The sequence below is a fragment of the Pseudomonas syringae genome (assembly GCF_021605415.1).
GTDB classification, from domain to species: Bacteria; Pseudomonadota; Gammaproteobacteria; order Pseudomonadales; family Pseudomonadaceae; genus Aquipseudomonas; species Aquipseudomonas syringae_S.
In genome coordinates this window covers 61,131-76,546 of record NZ_WKEQ01000016.1, presented here as the reverse complement: position 1 = coordinate 76,546, position 15,416 = coordinate 61,131, and the positions used below count along the sequence as shown (strand labels likewise).

The 15,416-nt window shown below is 56.0% G+C and carries 20 protein-coding genes; 11 read left to right on the top strand and 9 right to left on the bottom strand.

Annotated elements, in window-relative coordinates; genetic code table 11:
- Positions 1 to 69: 69 nt before the first annotated feature.
- Entirely contained in the window at positions 70 to 1,170 is a 1,101-nt protein-coding gene (gene proW / locus GIW69_RS13775) for a glycine betaine/L-proline ABC transporter permease ProW (protein WP_236483228.1), read from the bottom strand.
- 99 nt (positions 1,171 to 1,269) lie between these two features.
- Positions 1,270 to 2,514: a glycine betaine/L-proline ABC transporter ATP-binding protein ProV gene (gene proV / locus GIW69_RS13770; protein ID WP_236483227.1), complete on the bottom strand. Its 1,245-nt coding sequence runs from the start codon at positions 2,512 to 2,514 to the stop codon at positions 1,270 to 1,272.
- Between the two features lie 181 nt (positions 2,515 to 2,695).
- On the opposite strand from proV, the gene GIW69_RS13765 reads away from it, so the two are divergent.
- A complete protein-coding gene (locus GIW69_RS13765) occupies positions 2,696 to 3,622 on the top strand; it encodes a LysR family transcriptional regulator (protein WP_236483226.1) in 927 nt (308 codons plus the stop codon).
- A gap of 332 nt (positions 3,623 to 3,954) precedes the next feature.
- Here the strand turns inward: GIW69_RS13765 and GIW69_RS13760 are convergent, their stop codons facing one another.
- The 4 genes from GIW69_RS13760 to GIW69_RS13745 all read right to left on the bottom strand — a co-directional run bounded on the left by GIW69_RS13760 (position 3,955) and on the right by GIW69_RS13745 (position 7,008).
- Complete coding sequence (locus GIW69_RS13760; RefSeq protein ID WP_236483225.1) at positions 3,955 to 4,650, bottom strand: hypothetical protein; 696 nt, start codon at positions 4,648 to 4,650, stop codon at positions 3,955 to 3,957.
- Between the two features lie 21 nt (positions 4,651 to 4,671).
- Positions 4,672 to 5,226, bottom strand: coding sequence for a hypothetical protein (locus GIW69_RS13755; RefSeq protein ID WP_236483224.1), 555 nt, complete (start codon positions 5,224 to 5,226; stop codon positions 4,672 to 4,674).
- An 80-nt stretch (positions 5,227 to 5,306) separates the two neighbouring features.
- Positions 5,307 to 6,590: a Y-family DNA polymerase gene (locus GIW69_RS13750; protein ID WP_236483223.1), complete on the bottom strand. Its 1,284-nt coding sequence runs from the start codon at positions 6,588 to 6,590 to the stop codon at positions 5,307 to 5,309.
- The gene (locus GIW69_RS13745) at positions 6,583 to 7,008 is read right to left on the bottom strand and encodes a S24 family peptidase (RefSeq protein ID WP_236483222.1); all 426 of its coding nucleotides are present in this window, start codon (positions 7,006 to 7,008) and stop codon (positions 6,583 to 6,585) included. Before GIW69_RS13745 ends, GIW69_RS13750 begins: the two co-directional genes overlap by 8 nt.
- Positions 7,009 to 7,230: 222 nt before the next feature.
- Between GIW69_RS13745 and GIW69_RS13740 the strand changes: the two genes are divergently transcribed.
- From GIW69_RS13740 to GIW69_RS13725, 4 genes are all read left to right on the top strand, one after another.
- Complete coding sequence (locus GIW69_RS13740) at positions 7,231 to 7,476, top strand: hypothetical protein (protein WP_236483221.1); 246 nt, start codon at positions 7,231 to 7,233, stop codon at positions 7,474 to 7,476.
- Positions 7,477 to 7,598: 122 nt separating this feature from the next.
- Positions 7,599 to 7,853, top strand: coding sequence for a DUF1652 domain-containing protein (locus tag GIW69_RS13735; RefSeq protein WP_236483220.1), 255 nt, complete (start codon positions 7,599 to 7,601; stop codon positions 7,851 to 7,853).
- Between the two features lie 549 nt (positions 7,854 to 8,402).
- Positions 8,403 to 8,660 carry a DUF6555 family protein gene (locus GIW69_RS13730; protein ID WP_236483219.1) on the top strand — a complete coding sequence of 86 codons (258 nt, stop codon included), beginning with the start codon at positions 8,403 to 8,405 and terminating at the stop codon, positions 8,658 to 8,660.
- A complete protein-coding gene (locus tag GIW69_RS13725) occupies positions 8,657 to 8,896 on the top strand; it encodes a hypothetical protein (RefSeq protein ID WP_236483218.1) in 240 nt (79 codons plus the stop codon). The genes GIW69_RS13730 and GIW69_RS13725 overlap by 4 nt, the downstream gene beginning before the upstream one ends.
- 36 nt (positions 8,897 to 8,932) lie before the next feature.
- Here GIW69_RS13725 and GIW69_RS13720 read toward each other — a convergent pair whose 3' ends face one another.
- The gene (locus GIW69_RS13720; protein ID WP_268945557.1) at positions 8,933 to 10,534 is read right to left on the bottom strand and encodes a histidine kinase famiy protein; all 1,602 of its coding nucleotides are present in this window, start codon (positions 10,532 to 10,534) and stop codon (positions 8,933 to 8,935) included.
- A 160-nt stretch (positions 10,535 to 10,694) separates the two neighbouring features.
- Here GIW69_RS13720 and GIW69_RS13715 point away from each other — a divergent pair, with 160 nt between their 5' ends.
- Entirely contained in the window at positions 10,695 to 11,669 is a 975-nt protein-coding gene (locus tag GIW69_RS13715) for a ribonuclease Z (RefSeq protein WP_236483217.1), read from the top strand.
- Between the two features lie 44 nt (positions 11,670 to 11,713).
- On the opposite strand, the gene GIW69_RS13710 is transcribed toward GIW69_RS13715, so the two are convergent.
- A complete protein-coding gene (locus tag GIW69_RS13710) occupies positions 11,714 to 12,223 on the bottom strand; it encodes a DUF892 family protein (RefSeq protein ID WP_236483216.1) in 510 nt (169 codons plus the stop codon).
- A gap of 75 nt (positions 12,224 to 12,298) precedes the next feature.
- Positions 12,299 to 13,183 (bottom strand): manganese catalase family protein, encoded by an 885-nt coding sequence (locus tag GIW69_RS13705; RefSeq protein ID WP_236483215.1) that lies wholly within the window; start codon positions 13,181 to 13,183, stop codon positions 12,299 to 12,301.
- Positions 13,184 to 13,543: 360 nt separating this feature from the next.
- On the opposite strand from GIW69_RS13705, the gene GIW69_RS13700 reads away from it, so the two are divergent.
- The 5 genes from GIW69_RS13700 to GIW69_RS13680 all read left to right on the top strand — a co-directional run bounded on the left by GIW69_RS13700 (position 13,544) and on the right by GIW69_RS13680 (position 15,389).
- Positions 13,544 to 13,732: a hypothetical protein gene (locus GIW69_RS13700; RefSeq protein WP_236483214.1), complete on the top strand. Its 189-nt coding sequence runs from the start codon at positions 13,544 to 13,546 to the stop codon at positions 13,730 to 13,732.
- A gap of 27 nt (positions 13,733 to 13,759) precedes the next feature.
- Entirely contained in the window at positions 13,760 to 13,984 is a 225-nt protein-coding gene (locus GIW69_RS13695) for a hypothetical protein (RefSeq protein WP_236483213.1), read from the top strand.
- 27 nt (positions 13,985 to 14,011) lie between these two features.
- Entirely contained in the window at positions 14,012 to 14,539 is a 528-nt protein-coding gene (locus GIW69_RS13690) for a DUF4142 domain-containing protein (protein WP_236483212.1), read from the top strand.
- 89 nt (positions 14,540 to 14,628) lie between these two features.
- Positions 14,629 to 15,255 (top strand): alpha-amylase family protein, encoded by a 627-nt coding sequence (locus tag GIW69_RS13685; protein ID WP_236483211.1) that lies wholly within the window; start codon positions 14,629 to 14,631, stop codon positions 15,253 to 15,255.
- Positions 15,252 to 15,389: a hypothetical protein gene (locus GIW69_RS13680; RefSeq protein WP_236483210.1), complete on the top strand. Its 138-nt coding sequence runs from the start codon at positions 15,252 to 15,254 to the stop codon at positions 15,387 to 15,389. Before GIW69_RS13685 ends, GIW69_RS13680 begins: the two co-directional genes overlap by 4 nt.
- Positions 15,390 to 15,416: the final 27 nt, after the last annotated feature.

Sequence of the window (15,416 nt, the reverse complement as noted above, 5' to 3'; positions counted from 1 at the left end):
GTTGGAAATCCGTGACTGGCGTACAACTCAACTGTGCGAGGCAGACATCCGCCCCGTTGATCCGATTGCTCAGTTCTTCAGTAGCCATCTTTTTTTATTGGGCGCAGCGCTGCGTTTTTTCGAAGCCCTTTTGGCGTGACCCAACGACTGAGTCATCCGGTCAAGAATGATCGCCATCAGTACAATCCCCACACCGCCCACTGCTGCCAGGCCAAGATCCAGCCGGCCAATGCCTCTGAGGACCATCTGCCCTAACCCGCCAACGGCTATCATCGAAGCAATGACAACCATCGACAGCGACATCATCAATGCCTGGTTGACCCCGGCCATAATGGTCGGCATGGCCAGCGGTACCTGAACCTTGACCAGGATTTGCCATGGTGATGCGCCAAATGAACGTGAGGCTTCGATCAGGTCCGGACGGACCTGACGGATCCCCAGATTGGTCAAGCGAACCAGAGGGGCCAGCGCAAAGATGATGGTGACCAGCACCCCGGGAACGTTGCCGATACCAAACAGCATGACCACAGGAACTAGATAGACGAATGCGGGGGTGGTTTGCATGGCATCGAGGATCGGCCGGACTACGCCTTGCAGCCGATCACTGCGCGCGCAGCCAATTCCAAGGGGTACGCCCACAACGATGCAAAATAGTAACGAGGTCAGGACCAGGGACAGGGTGACCATCGCCTCCGACCACGCACCGATCAGACCGATCAATACAAATGAAAGAACAGCCCCGAAGGCGAGTCGATAGCCATTGGCGCGCCACGCCAGAATGCCGATCAGCAGCAACATGAGCGGTTGCGGCACGGCTTGCAACGCTGCGTCAAAACCCATCAAGGTCTGGTCGATAGGCACTCGAGCCGCTTGAAAGGCCGGGCGAAAATTGCCGATGATCCAATCCAGTCCACTCGTTACCCAATGATCTAGCGGGATGACCGTCTGCTCGCTGAACGGATGCCACAGATCAAAATGCGCTTCGTGCACCGCGGCCTGCGAGCCACTGAGAAAATCGCCGGCCTGTTCGGTTGGGCCAGATGCCACAGCTACAGTTTGCGTCGTGGTCTCTAGCGGTGCAGCCTGCGCCAAACCCGAAAGCACAGTGCAAGCAAGTGCAACGAAACAGGCCCAGACCAATGACTGATTTTTATAGTTGTAAAGGCTCATGGTGTATTCCACTCGGTGTCGCTTTTACCGTTAATTCGGCTTGATCAAAACAATCTGAATCGCGCCGCCAGACGGACTGAATCAGCCGCCATTCATATTTCAACAACAGGTATCAGGTTCATTTATCCCGGCAATGTGTACCTCGACCGCCAGCGGGCGTCGCCCCAATAGCTCGAAGACACGGGACCGGCTAATTGCTCCACGGAACTGTCCATCGGCATCGACTACCGGCAAGTCGTACTGAGAGTTGGCAAGGGTGTTGTACAAACTGCAAACCGATGTCGTCGAAGGGACGCTGGGGATAACCGCCAGCAAGGCTGACAGCAGATTTGACTGGCCTTTAACCTGGATCTCGGCGTCTAGGGATTCGATAGACACGACGCCGAGAAAATTACGCTTTTCGTCAACGACATAACCGAACGCACGATCACTCGCCAGCAGCTGTGCGCGGGCCTCCTGCAGGCTGCTTTGACTGGCATTGAGCAAGGCCTTCCCGGGCATATCGGACACATCCAGGGCCGAGTAGACATGCGTAACGTCGACGTTTTTGAAGAATGACCGCACATAATCATTGCGCGGTTGTTTCACGATCTCTTCCTTGGTACCGACCTGCACCACGACGCCGTCTTGCATGATCGCGATACGATCACCGATGCGGAACGCCTCTTCGATATCGTGAGAAATAAAGATGATGGTGCGCTTGTCTTTGCGCTGCAGTTTTATCAGCTCGCCTTGCATCTCGCCGCGAATCATTGGGTCCAGTGCGGAAAACGCCTCATCCATCAACAGCACCGACGGATCATTGGCCAATGCCCTTGCCAGGCCGACCCGCTGCTGCATCCCGCCAGACAACTCATGAGGAAAGCTGTCTGAGTAGGTCCCGAGCCCAACTTGCTCAAGCACTTTCTGCGCCTTTTGATTGCGCGTCGATCGCGGTTCACCCGCGAGTTCGAGACCAAAAGCCACATTCTGCAAAACCGTCAAATGAGGCATTAACGCAAATGACTGAAACACCATGCTGATATGCCGTCGGCGTAATTCGCGCAATTGAGCCTCGGACATGGAGGCAATATCGACCCCGTCAAAAAGCACCTGCCCGGAGGTGGGATCAATCAGACGATTGAGCAGGCGAACCAGAGTCGACTTGCCTGACCCGGACAGCCCCATCACCACAAAAATTTCGCCTTCATACACGGTAAACGACGCATTGTTGACCGCCAGAGACTGACCCGTACGGGCGAAAATCTCTGTTCTTTCCAATCCCTCGCCTAACAGGCGCATTGCATCTTCCGGGCAGCCTCCAAAGACCTTGCAAAGGTTTTTGACTTCGAGTTTGCGTTTCATGGGTCACTCCGTCTTCAGATTTGCGAATGTGTCCATTCAGGCCTGAGTCACCGAAGAAAATCTTCCACCGCCTCATGACTTGAGCAGATACTACGACTTAGAAAAATATAGCGGAAGGGCAGCTGTTTTTATCATTCTGATAACACCATGTTATGAGACGACATTTCAGGAAGCGCAATTCATGACTTCAAAACGTCACCTCCTCGGCTCGATGAGTCGGCTCGTTGCCTTTGAAGCTGCGGCCAGGAGTTGCAATTTCACGCGAGCCGCAGAGGAGTTGCTGATTTCCCAACCGGCGATCAGCCGTCAGATCAAGGAGCTCGAAAATACCCTTGGAGTTTCGCTATTCGTCCGGTTTGGTACGCGCCTGGAGCTCACTGAAGCAGGAAGGAAATTGCTTAATTCAGTAACCGTGGCTTTTGACAACATTCAGAACACAGCCTTGGCATTGCGCCCTGCGGTGGAAGAAAGCAGTGTGGTTAAACTGCGAACCAGTGTCGCAGCGTCAAACTGGCTGCTCCCCGCACTCAGCGACTTCTACGCTGCCAACCCGGATGTCTTACTCCAGCTGATCTGTATTGATGAGTCGCCATCAGTCGACATTTCGGATTTCGACATTGAGGTGCGATTCGGTAGCGGAAACTGGGATGACGGGATCAGCTACCCCCTGCTGGAAGAGGTGATCATGCCCGTCGCGAGCCCCGATTTCCTGCGCCAGCATTCGATAAGGAAAATTGAAGACCTTTGCACTGTTCCTCTTCTGCAATTAGCCACTCACCACAGCCCGTTAATGGACTGGAGGAAATGGCTACCCAACCAGGCACTGGATCACCCCATCCCTACTGTAGTGAGGTCCTATTCAACCTATTCAACCCTACTAGATGCCGCCATTTATGGCCACGGAGTGGCACTTGGCTGGAAATACTATGTCGCCGAGGCTTTGGTGCGAGGGGATTTATGCCCCGTGTTGCCATTGAAGAAATCAAGCCGCCTTAAGGAGTTCCTAGTGATTAATCGAAAACACGTTAGCAACCCCCATGTGATGAGAACCTCGGAGTGGATCCGGGCTTACGCGGAAGCAACCCGAATCAGGTTTAGCGACATCTGAACAGTTGTTCTGAATTCTCCATCGCTACTCGGCGCGGAGTTTGTTGTCGGTGGGTGACGTAAAAATGTAAGAGACCCTGCTCTTTAAGGGGCGGGCTGCCCCCAAGGTCAGTAATAGAGCAAAAATGGGGCTTGGTGAGCGACAGCTATCGGCGAAAGCGACCTATCGTGAGGTACTACAAACGGGCAAAAGCATTCCTATGGTGAACGGCAGTTGAGGGTCGTTCTCTGCCGGTCATGCCTACGAATCATGCTGGTCATATCCGATGCAAATGACTGGTCAGGTCGAATGCAAATGGGTGGGCAAGTCCGTGCAATTTCCCACATAGACCCTCAGTGTTTCACATAGTCCTTATGTCCACCTGATGTGATGCAGTAATGCCCGCCTCGAGGCCCGTAGCAAAAATTCCCGCCGCCGCAGCTGCAGTCAGGTTCGGAGTAACCACCTCCCGAGCTGGCCTTGGTTGATCTGGCGGAGGCCTTTGGAACATTTATGGTCTTGACCTGGTCGACTCGGCTGGCCACAAAAGGGTCTAACGACTTCACGTTTCGGATGATCCGGCACTCAAGCACGGTCACCATTGCAGCCCCTAACGCAGCATCGCTTTTACCCAATTTCAAGAACGCATCAAGGGCATAACTGCGCTGGCCCGCGTTGGTGTTGTATGCATACACATACTTGATGCGCATAGGTTCTTTGGCAGCTTGTTGTAGCATCGATGTGAACGCCGGCGCTATCGGGCGACCCAAATCCCGCAGGCGGCCCTGAACCTGTGTTGATGCGCCTTCTCGACCCACCAAGTCTTCTGATAAATCAGCCCACAACACCTCGGAGGTCAGCCGAGTGAGTCCGGCTAACTGCCGTGAATCAAGCGATGGAAAGTAGTGCTTTTCAAGATTTGGTGCCGAGCAATACTGGGTGTAGAACTGTTCTAGATCCTGACCCGGCTCCCACGGAGAAACGCTTTCGGCATGCACATAAGCAACCGGCCAGAGTGTCACAGCCAAAAATACAGCCACTCGTAACATGAGACTGTCCTTGTCGCTTTCCTAATTTTCATCGGGTCTAAGGGCCCCCTCATGCAACTGCTCTAGGTAGAATTTGAGGTTGCCCGATACCTTTTCCAGAACTCTCGGCAAGTAGGGCAGCAAATCTATAAACGCAGAACCTTCCGGGCCGCCGTGATAGTACCGGCAATGGTCGAGAATGGCTTCGCATTCTTCGGCGGGAAGCAGTGACATCGGGTCTCGGTCGTTGTAATCGTGCAGGTTGGACAAGTGAATGAAGGCACACCCAAACGCGTATACGGAGCGCGTCCAACCTTGGAGCTGTTGAGCCAACTCGACCATCTCGCGATCTGTTACACGACCTCGACCGCCGGGCTGCACCCATTGCTGCCCATTCACCGATGCTTCAATCAATTTCGCTCGCCTTGAGGGTCCCTGATTCAGCAAATAAACAACACGAACCATCGAGTCCAATTCTTGACGGAGAACAGCCATCATCTGACTCGAAATTTTTGCTGTGGCCAGAAGCTGCATGGCTCGTTGGTGTTCTCTCGAACGACTGAGTATTTGCCTGGTGAAAATGGCTAAAGCTTCCATCTGAAAATCCCAGTTTCAGAATTGGTTTTCAGGGCACCGTGGATTTTACGGCAATGAGAATCCCTCGACCGCTGGTACCTCTAATCGCAGCGCACCATCCAAAGTTCGTCCAGCTTGGTCGTATAAGATCGGCTCATCATTTCACGGCGCATCCCCCAGTCAGGTGACGCTGGAACACTGGCAGTCCGCAGTGTGCCCCGGCCCCATCTTCCGTTGATATTGTCCAGGACTTGCATCAGCCGAACGCATTCTGCAGATTGCTTGGGGGCAAACAGGTCTTCGGTGAACTCACCTGGCTGCCTCAGATCCATCAAAAGAACCTCAGCTTTGCTGTAACGGAAGCCGGGACGAAAGATTTTAGCCACTGCGTCGGTAGCCATTCGCGTCATGAGCAGAGTGTCACATGTCGGGTAAGGCAGTTCTACCATCACTCCCTGGGCGTAATGGGCCTCGTCAGGATTGAACATACCAGTGCGGATGCTCACTCGCACGCGCTTGCACATCGAACCTTGATCTCGGAGTTTTTCCGCTGCGCGTCCAACGTAAGTGGCCACCGCCTGCTTGATCGGTTCAATCTCTGTGAGGCGTTTGCCGAATGCCCGACTGCAGCAGATCTCTTGCTTTGGCGGCTCGACCTCTTCAACGTCCAAGCAAGATATGCCCGCCAGTTCACGGGCGGTCTTCTCCACCACCACGCTGAATTTTTGCCGCAGCATCTTGGGATCAGCCGTTGCCAAGTCCATAGCCTTCAGGATGCCCATGGATTCCAGGTGCACTGTCATTCGCTTACCAACTCCCCAGACTTCCCTAACCGCGGTGTTACGCAAAACCCAGTCTCGCTTGAAAGGATCACGGATATCCACAACGCCTCCAGTTTGAGCCTGCAAGCGCTTGGCGGTGTGGTTGGCCAACTTGGCAAGGGTTTTAGTGGATGCTATTCCAACACCTACCGGGATGCTCGTGCAGCGTAATACTCGGGACCGAAGATCACGGCCGAATGCCTCAAGGTTACCGGGCATACCACCTATGCTTAGCCAGATTTCATCGATCGAGTACCGCTCACAGGAATCGACTGTTGATTCCAGAATGGTCATGACGCGTTCGGATATATCGCCATACAGGGCATAATTGCTGGAAAACGGCACGATTCCGTGCTGCCTCAGTTTGTCTCGAATCTGGAAATATGGTTCGCCCATTTTTACGAATGGTTTTGCATCGTAGGATCGAGCTATCACACACCCGTCGTTGTTGCTCAACACCACAATCGGCACCCGCGCCAAGTCGGGGCGGAACACCCGCTCGCAGCTGGCGTAGAAACTGTTGCAGTCGATCAGTGCGAACACCGGCTCATGTGTCTTAACCATGGCTGCGCACGCTGTGGGTGACTTTGCCCCAAATGGAAAGCTCATCGCCCTCCAGCACGTAGCGTGGCGGATATTTGGGATTTTCCGACAGCAGGATCATCTGCGCCCCACGCCGGCACAGGCGTTTGCACACTGGTTCGTTGTTCAACAAGGCGACGACGATGTCGTTGTGCTCCGCGTCCAGCGCCCGGTCGACGATGACCAGGTCGCCGTCAAAAATCCCCGCCCCTTGCATGCTGTCACCGGAAATGGACACCAGATAAACGTGGGGCGCACGGATGTTTAAAACTTCATCCAAAGAGATGTGCTGTTCGATGTGATCCGCTGCGGGCGAGGGAAACCCGGCGGGCACGCGAAAGGAACATCGCGGCAACGCAACGCCGCCTTCCGCAAGGGGGCCAAGGACGGTAACGCTCATGGGGACGCCTTCTACAAATACTGTATTTTTGTACAGTAAACTAGGAAGCCTCATGTAGGTCAATTCTCACTCGCTGCGTTACGACAGGCGGAGGCAGACGGCAGCTCCCGGCAGAACCGGTCATCTCGTCAAATGACGAACACAGTCGTTTAATGCCACACTGCTTTAACGGGAACAACGGCGCGTATAATCGCGTCAGTCCTGCTTGAAAGACGAGACCGTATGCTCAACATCGAAGCTTTTCGCACTCAAGCCCATCCGCTGCTGATAGAACTCGACGCTGCCACCACCCGCGTTATGATGCTGGTGGTCGCCAGCGATGTGTCGGGCAACGTTTGGGAAGAAGCGACAACACGTCAACGCGTCGCCTACGAAGCCTGGGCTACCCATCTCAATGGCATCGCAACTGATCCCATGCCCGAACTGGATGGCCGACCGACCGATAAATTCGTTCCGCCTTCGGACTGATCCGTCTTGTTTGAGAAATATTCCTGCCCTCGGATAAACGGCGCGGGAAACAGGCGACCGCGCCCAGGATGCAGCTATCATCAAGGACAGCCGCATCAACCTTGACTCAAAGGACGTAAGTCATGATCTCCATTCTTGAATTGCGCCGCACCATAGAGTGCGGTTTTTTGCCACTGTCGTGTTCGTGCACCGTCAACCCGGATGGCTCGTTAATGATCAAAGTGTTCGAGCCTGAATCGGGCCGGGTCGAGCTTCTGGAGACTGGCGTGTCGACGCAGCACCTCACCTCCTCCCGTGCGATCGCCCAGTTGATCGGTGAATTGCGCGCTGAAATGGCGGCGAGACGACCCGCATTCAGCAATCAGGCAGTCAAATAGCCGCCGTCCCGTTGTTTTGGAACGCATGACCAGATGCAGCAGGTGTGTCAACGGCGGGCGGGTACCCATCGACCGCACCGGGCTCCAGCCCCACCGCACCTTCGAGGGGTTGCATGTGCATCAGAAACGACAGTGGATCCTTCTCGCAAAAACCTTGAACAATACATTTACACATCGCAACCACCTGGCAGTCAGAAAACAGCGTGCTGGCAAAGCGGCCGGTGCGAGCTAGAGCACCCGCCCGGCCTTATACGTGCGAGCCGATTGTCGTTGCGGTGGTTCCAAACGAAAAACTTCTGGGGCGACGAGTGGAAAAACGCGTCTATCAATACTTGTACAACATTTTTCGCGGCGTTTGCGGTAACAAGCGGCTATGGAACGCCAACTAAGCGGTAACTTGTTTTGGATTACTAGACCGTTGCTGTACATAAATCTTTAGGATGTACAACAAATAGCAAGCGCTTGTACCGTATAGCGATTGTCAGACAAAAATTTGGAATTTTTTTAAAACACCCCTCCTCTTTAAGTCATGAGCGAAAGGAGGGCTTCATGGGGCAAATTGATCTATACGTTATTAACTACCGGCTTCACGGCGAGCCCAAGACGTTCATTATTCGAACCAAGAAAATGGACAATTCCGAGGCTTGGCAATGGGCAAGTTGTGATGCGGGCATCGCGCCCATTCCAAGACCTGGCCGCCCGCCGTTAAAGCGCTTTTCCAAGCCGATGGCTGAGCGTTTTGGAGTCACCGAAGTGCAGTGGCGAGAGTCAGCATCGCTCGCTTGGGACGAGGGGCATGGGCCATGAAAGAACAGGCGTTGAATATTGGCATCGAACACACCTGGGACGAAGAAATCGCCTGCAACACTGAGCTGTTCCGAGAGGCGGATCACCTGGACACCGCAGCGTACGAAATCATTCAGTATGACCATGACAATGCGGACGCCTGGGCGCGTTATACCGAAGCAAAAATGCTCGCTGACGCAAAAAGGACGCAAGCGTTTCAGGATTGGATGCGCATCAAGCGTGCAATGAAAACCTAGACCGAAAAAAGCCCTGCACGCAGGGCTTTTTGTTGTTCAACGGGCGTGCGCCGCACCTGGTTGATCCAGAACGAAGCGGATTTTCCTCGCCAGATCGACAGGTCGGTACGGCTTGGGAATCAACTCAAATTCGCCACCGCCGATATCGGTTCGCTCCAGCGAGTCTTCGGCGAAGCCGGTGGTCAGCAATATTCGGGTCTGCGGGTATGATTCGCAGACGCGCCGCGCGAGCATCACGCCGTTCATGCTGCCCGGCATGATCAAGTCACTGAACACCAATTCATACGTCGCCACCTCTAGCGCCGCCAACGCCTGCATGGCATTGAACACAACGTTTGTCTGATAACCGTACTCAGCCAGCGTCACTTGCGCCAGTTCGGCCACTTCTGCCCGATCCTCGACGATCAGAATGCGTTCGCTGCCGTGCAGCCGCGCCGGATCCGCCCGCTCGCCCTCGAGCGACAACTGGCTGTCATCCGCCGGAAAATACAGGCGAATCGTGGTGCCAACAGCTGGCGTGGATTCGATCTTCACCGTACCGCCAGACTGTTTGACGAACCCATACACCATCGACAGCCCCAACCCGGAGCCCGCGCCCTCTTCCTTAGTGGTGAAAAACGGCTGCATGACTTTGTCCAGCAGTTCGCAGGGGATGCCCGTGCCGTTGTCAGTCACCGCAATTTCCACGTAACGCCCGGGCGCCAGACCTTTGGATAAAGTCCTGCAATCGGCCGTGACCTGCACGTTGCGGGTTTCGACGGTCACGGCGGGATGATCGCGGCCAGCCGAGGCATCTGCAGCGTTTGACAGCACATGTTGCAACGCCAGTTCAGCCTGCGCGGTGTCGATCCGGCAGTTCCACAGATCCTGCGCCAGATCAACGTGCAGAATGGTATTGACGGCAAGCTGACGGTCGATGCCGGTTCGACTCAACAAGGCGTTCAGGTTGATGACTCGACCCTGAAGACGTTGCTTGCGCGAAAACGCCAACAACTGCTGGGTCAATATGCTTGCTTTCTCCGCAGCTGCACGGGCATGAGTGGCACTGGTGAGAATCCGCGCAAGGTCGCCGTTTGGCTTCTTCGCACCGTGCTGGATAAGCTCGATATAGCCGATCATTACTTGCAGCAAATTATTGAAGTCATGGGCGATGCCGCCGGTCAGTTGCCCCAGGGCTTCCATGTTTTGCGCCTGACGCAAGCCGTCTTCGGCATCGCGACGTCGACTGACATCCAGTTGCGACGCAAAAAAGTAGACCAACTGACCGGCCTCGTTGAATAACGGCGAGATAAACAGTTCATTCCAGAAAGAAGAACCGTCCTTACGGTAGTTGAGAACTTCGACGCAAACCTCGTGATGCTCTTTCAACGCGGTTTGAACTTGCTGCAAGGCATTTCTATCGGTCTCTTCACCTTGCAGGAACCGGCAGTTGCGTCCGATCACTTCGTCCAGGTCGAAACCGGTCAGCTCAAGAAACGCATCGTTGGCAAAAATGATCGGATTATCGGGCGCGCCCGGATCTGTCACGATCATGGCCGTGCGGCTGGTTTCAATCGCCGCGAGGAAGAGTCCCTTCCTGTTTTCGGATATTGCCGCTGCATCGACCCGGTCGATGGCCGGCTTTTTCTTTCGGCGCAAGGTGAGCCTCTCATGCACTACATCTCAGATTGCCCATTGACCTTGAGAATAGCCCGGAGTGCCCAGAGTTACCCGCTGCCGAAAGAGTTTTGGCAAAATCGGTCAGGCCGTCTGTCGAACAAGAAATGGCGAACGAAGAACCAACCCAACGGAGGTACCCATGGATCTGTTGTTTCTCGGCACATCAGCCGGGACGCCCACCCGCAGCCGCAACGTTAGCGGCACCGCGTTGATCGAAGGTTCGGGTCGCGGCTGGTACTTGGTCGATTGCGGAGAAGCAACGCAGCATCAGCTGCTGCGTACGCCGTTGTCGCTGAGCGAGCTTCGCGGCATTTTTATCACCCATGTGCATGGCGACCATTGCTTTGGTTTGCCCGGCCTGCTCGCCAGCGCCGCGATGTCCGGCCGGACCCGGCCACTGGACATCATTCTGCCGGTAGCCCTGCACCCTTGGGTGCAACTGAGCCTGGCAGTCACCCACTCTCACTTGCCGTTCGAATTGCATTTACACGCGGTTGAAAGCCTGGATGGCTGGCGCAACGGCAATGTTCAGGTTGAGACGGTCGAGTTGTCCCACCGTGTGCCATGTCGTGGCTACGTCTTTACCGAAATCAATCCTGACCCACGGCTGGATCTGCAACGCCTGGAAGAAGAACAGATTCCGCGCGGCCCGCTCTGGGGCGAACTGGCCCACGGCCGCGACGTCGAATTTGCCGGTAGACGATTGACCGCCGCGGACTACCTGCGCCCTGCCCGGCCGGCCCGACGGATCATCGTTTGTGGCGACAACGACAAACCCGAGCTGCTCGCCGATGTGGCCCGCACCGCCGACGTGTTGGTACATGAAGCGACCTTCGTGCAATCGGCCATCGACCGCACCCGCGCCAGTTACGGCCACAGCAGCGCGGCGGCTGTCGCGCAATTTGCCGAATCGGCGGGCATCCCGAATCTGGTGCTCAGCCACTTCGGCGCTCGCTATCAGCCGAACCCCGAACGCAGTCCTTCCATCGAGGACGTGCGCCAAGAGGCAGCAGCGCATTACAGCGGGCAATTGATTCTTGCGCAGGATTTGCAGCGCTATCACATTGAGCGCGATGGACGCTTGCAGCCGGTGGCGTCTGAACGAAGGCAGTGAGGGTGCGTCCGCTGCCGGCGAGCAAGCGGACGCCTCTGGTGCGGTTATTTCTTGGCTTCTTTGTCCGGGTCGGCGGAGCGCACGATAAAAGCTTCGGTGAGCTGCGGCAGATGCTCGAGCAACCACTCGGCCATGGCGATTTCCTGAGGCAGAATCTTCTCGCAGGCGGCTTTCGTCTGAGTGTCGCCCGCCGCTTCGGCGGCCGCGATCAGCACCGTGTAGCTGGCAATTTCGAGGTTTTCGAACACATAACCGGCCATGGCGCCCTTGATCACTTCGTCGCTCATCAACGAGCCACCCATCGCCTGACCGAACGCCATCAGCTTGCCGCCCAGATCCTTCATCGTCGATGAACTGCCGCCCAGGCGCTGCAAGCATTCATCAATGAGTTTTTGCTGGCCAAGCGTTTCCTGTAGGTGCTGATCGATCCGCGCCTTGAGCTGCGGGTAATGCTCCAGCCGCTGGGATTGCGTCTTGAGCATCTGTTCCGCCTGTTGTTCCATGGCATGGGCGTCACGCAACCAGTCGAGCAGGTTTTCCTGTGGGGTCGCCATTTTTTCAGTCCTCTTTGAGTATGAACAAGCGCATCTGACGGCACCGCACGCTGGGCGGCGTGCAGTTTGTTTGCGTCAGAGTTCCGGTTTGGTTTGCAGGCCCGCCCCCAGATCCGCGCCCGTTGCAGGGTTGCTGAGCGGATCGGACATCGTCCGGGTCTTCATGTTGGTCAGCAGTGTTTCGTCCTCGGCGGTGAGTTCTACGCTGGCACTGCCGTCCCCGCCGTCGACCGCCGGCACGGGGTTCTCGACAAATTCCCAATCGTCACCCTGGTTCCATGGCCCGCGCATGTCGTCGGTGCCTTGGGACATATTGAAGTAGACGTTGGTGAATTCAGGCATGCCGGGAAGCTTGCCCTGTGGGAAGTTCGGCTGGATCGCGTGCAAGGCTTTTTCGAACGACAACTGGTGGGCGATTTCGCGAGTCATGAGAAAGCCTAACGCTTCCTTCACGCCCGGATCATCCGTGACGTTCATCAAGCGCTCATAGACGATTTTGGCCCGTGCTTCGGCAGCGATATTGGAACGCATGTCGGCGGTGGGCTCGCCGATGGTGTCGACGTAGGCCGCCGTCCAGGGCACGCCCGCCGAATTGGTCAGCGGCGAGCCGGCACCGTACAGCAGGCTGGTGATGTGCGAATCGTTGCCCGCGCCGTTGATCGCGCGATACAACTCGCCCTCGGCTTCGACGCCTTCAGCCATCCGTCCCTTCGCGCCTTTATTGAGCATGACGATGATCGATCCAATGATTTCAAGATGGCTGAGTTCCTCGGTGGCGATGTCCATCAGCAAGTCTTTGCGCCCGGGATCATCCTCGGACAAGGCTTGGGTGAAATAGCGCGACGCCGCGGCCAATTCCCCTTGGGCGCCACCAAATTGTTCGAGCAAAAGGTTCGCCAGACCGGGATTGGGTTCGGCGACACGGACGGTGTATTGAAGTCGCTTGTTATGTAGAAACATGACAAATCTCCTCAGGCTTCAGAATGTGGCGACGCCTCTTCAGAAACGCGCGCCTACCTTCTTGTGAAGCGATGGCCATTGGGAAATTTCAAAAAGAATGTGCGTTGACGATCAATGGTCAGGAACTGATGCGAGCAAGCGGCGATACCGCCGTTTCGCTGATTCAGGGATGCCATAGGCCTTGGCCTTGTGCCGTTCGGCGACGGCAGCATTCTCAAGTCACAGGGAACGACGAATGACAGGCCGACCATTGAGTCAATCAAGCGGAACAACCCCTCACCCGCAGCGTCAGTCCCTATAAGTGCGGGGCATCCATTGGCCTCGTTGGCGTAACGAAAAAACGAACTCCAAGGTGAACACATGACCGCAAACAACGACAACGACCCGATCCAGCAGCCGACGGATCAGCCCGATAAAGAGCTGCACATTGAAGACGAAGGTGACGGCCTGACCGACGACCAACGAGCTAGCCGGGAAAAGTCCGATCGGCAGAACGGCGCGCGTGTGCACCCCGGGCCGGCCGATGAGGATCGACAAGCGAAACGCTGATATCCATTTCAAGAAAGGACGACGCTCATGTTTGAAAAGACCCGCTACATCGTCAGCTTCATCATCGACAACCAGCCGCAAAGCCGCACGCTGGAGCACGACAGCGAAACCCTCGAACCGCAGGAGGCGCAAGCGCTGGTAAAGCAGAACTTTCCCGAGCTGAAGAACGCCAACATGAGCGACGTCCAGGTGCAGAAAAGAACCAAGCCTGAGGAAGGCGACAACATCCCCGGTCACTATCAACAGCCTTGAAGCCGTGCGCACAAGAGGTCGTCCGACATGAACCCGAACAGAGCGAAATGGATGGTGGCGTTGGTGTTGAGCCTTTGCGCTTCGATGGCGCACGCCGTGACCGTCAACGCCTTCCTCGAAGAAGCCGCGCAACAGAGCGTGTTCCAGACTGAAGGCGCCAAAGTGGCACTGCAAAAGAGCCAGATGCCGGAAGTGAAGGACTTTGCCAATCAGATGATCAGCAAGAACGCGCAGCTGTACAGCAAGCTCAAGGCGCTCGGCGAACAACTGCACATGAACGTGCCGGACGAAGCCTCATTGGCCGGTAAAGCCAAGCAGATGCGCCTGGAGTCTCGCGACGAATCATTCGACCGCATTTACATCGACAGCCAGGCCGAAACCCTCGAACAGAAAGTCTATCTGTTCAAGAAAGAAGCGATGTCTTCGGAAAAACCCGAACTGAAAAAATTCGCCGAAGCCGCTCTGCCGGACATTCTCAAGCAGGAACAAACGGTGAAAATGCTTCAAGACAAGCTCAAGCCATCTGCCGGCAAGCTCACGCCCGCCAAGCCGTAATCGCCAACGATCGACGGCAACCATGAGCAGGAACTACTTCAAGGAGAAGGCCATGTCTGTCACGCCGAATTTGCCTTGGTGGAAAAACGGTGGTCGAGGAGATCGAACAGTTCATCACGCACTGGCTGCGCCTGGGCGTTGCCGGGTTTCGGCTGGATGCGGCTTCCCATGCGGTCGAACAGGCCGGCGGCGGCGAGGAAGAACACGGCGTGTGGTTACTGGAGCGACTGGCGAAGCATGCGCACGGGATCAATCCCGAATGCCTGTTGATAGGCGAAGTGGATGTTGAGCCGGAGCGTTTCGGGCATTACTTCGGCACGGGCAATCGCTTGCAGTTGACGCTGGATTTCTGGGTCAACAATCACCTGTTTCTGGCACTGGCCCGCGAGCGCGCCGAACCGCTCTTGCGCGCATTGCAACGGCGACCGGCCGCGCCAGACAACGCGGGTTATGCGGTGTGGCTGCGCAACCATGACGAGCTTGATCTGGAACGCTTGACGGAACAGGAGCGTGAAGAAGTCATGCAGGTGTTCGCGCCGGAACCGGACATGCGCGTGTATGGGCGCGGCATCCGCCGGCGCCTGGCGCCAATGCTTGACGGCGATGTACGTCATCAGGCGCTGGCCCAGGCGCTGCTGGCGTCGCTGCCAGGCACGCCACGACGGTCATGCTCGCCAATCTTAGTCGGCAAGCGGCCACGCTGGAACAGGCAATGAGTGAAGAACTGGAGGGTTTTGAGCAGATTCTGGCGGACGCCGCTTATCCTTTACCGCTCAGCGAAAATGCAGCGCTGACGTTGAATGGGTTTGGCTATCGCTGGTTTCGCCGGGTGGGTTCAGAACAGCAGTAAAACCACCGCGACTAACAGAGCCAGCAC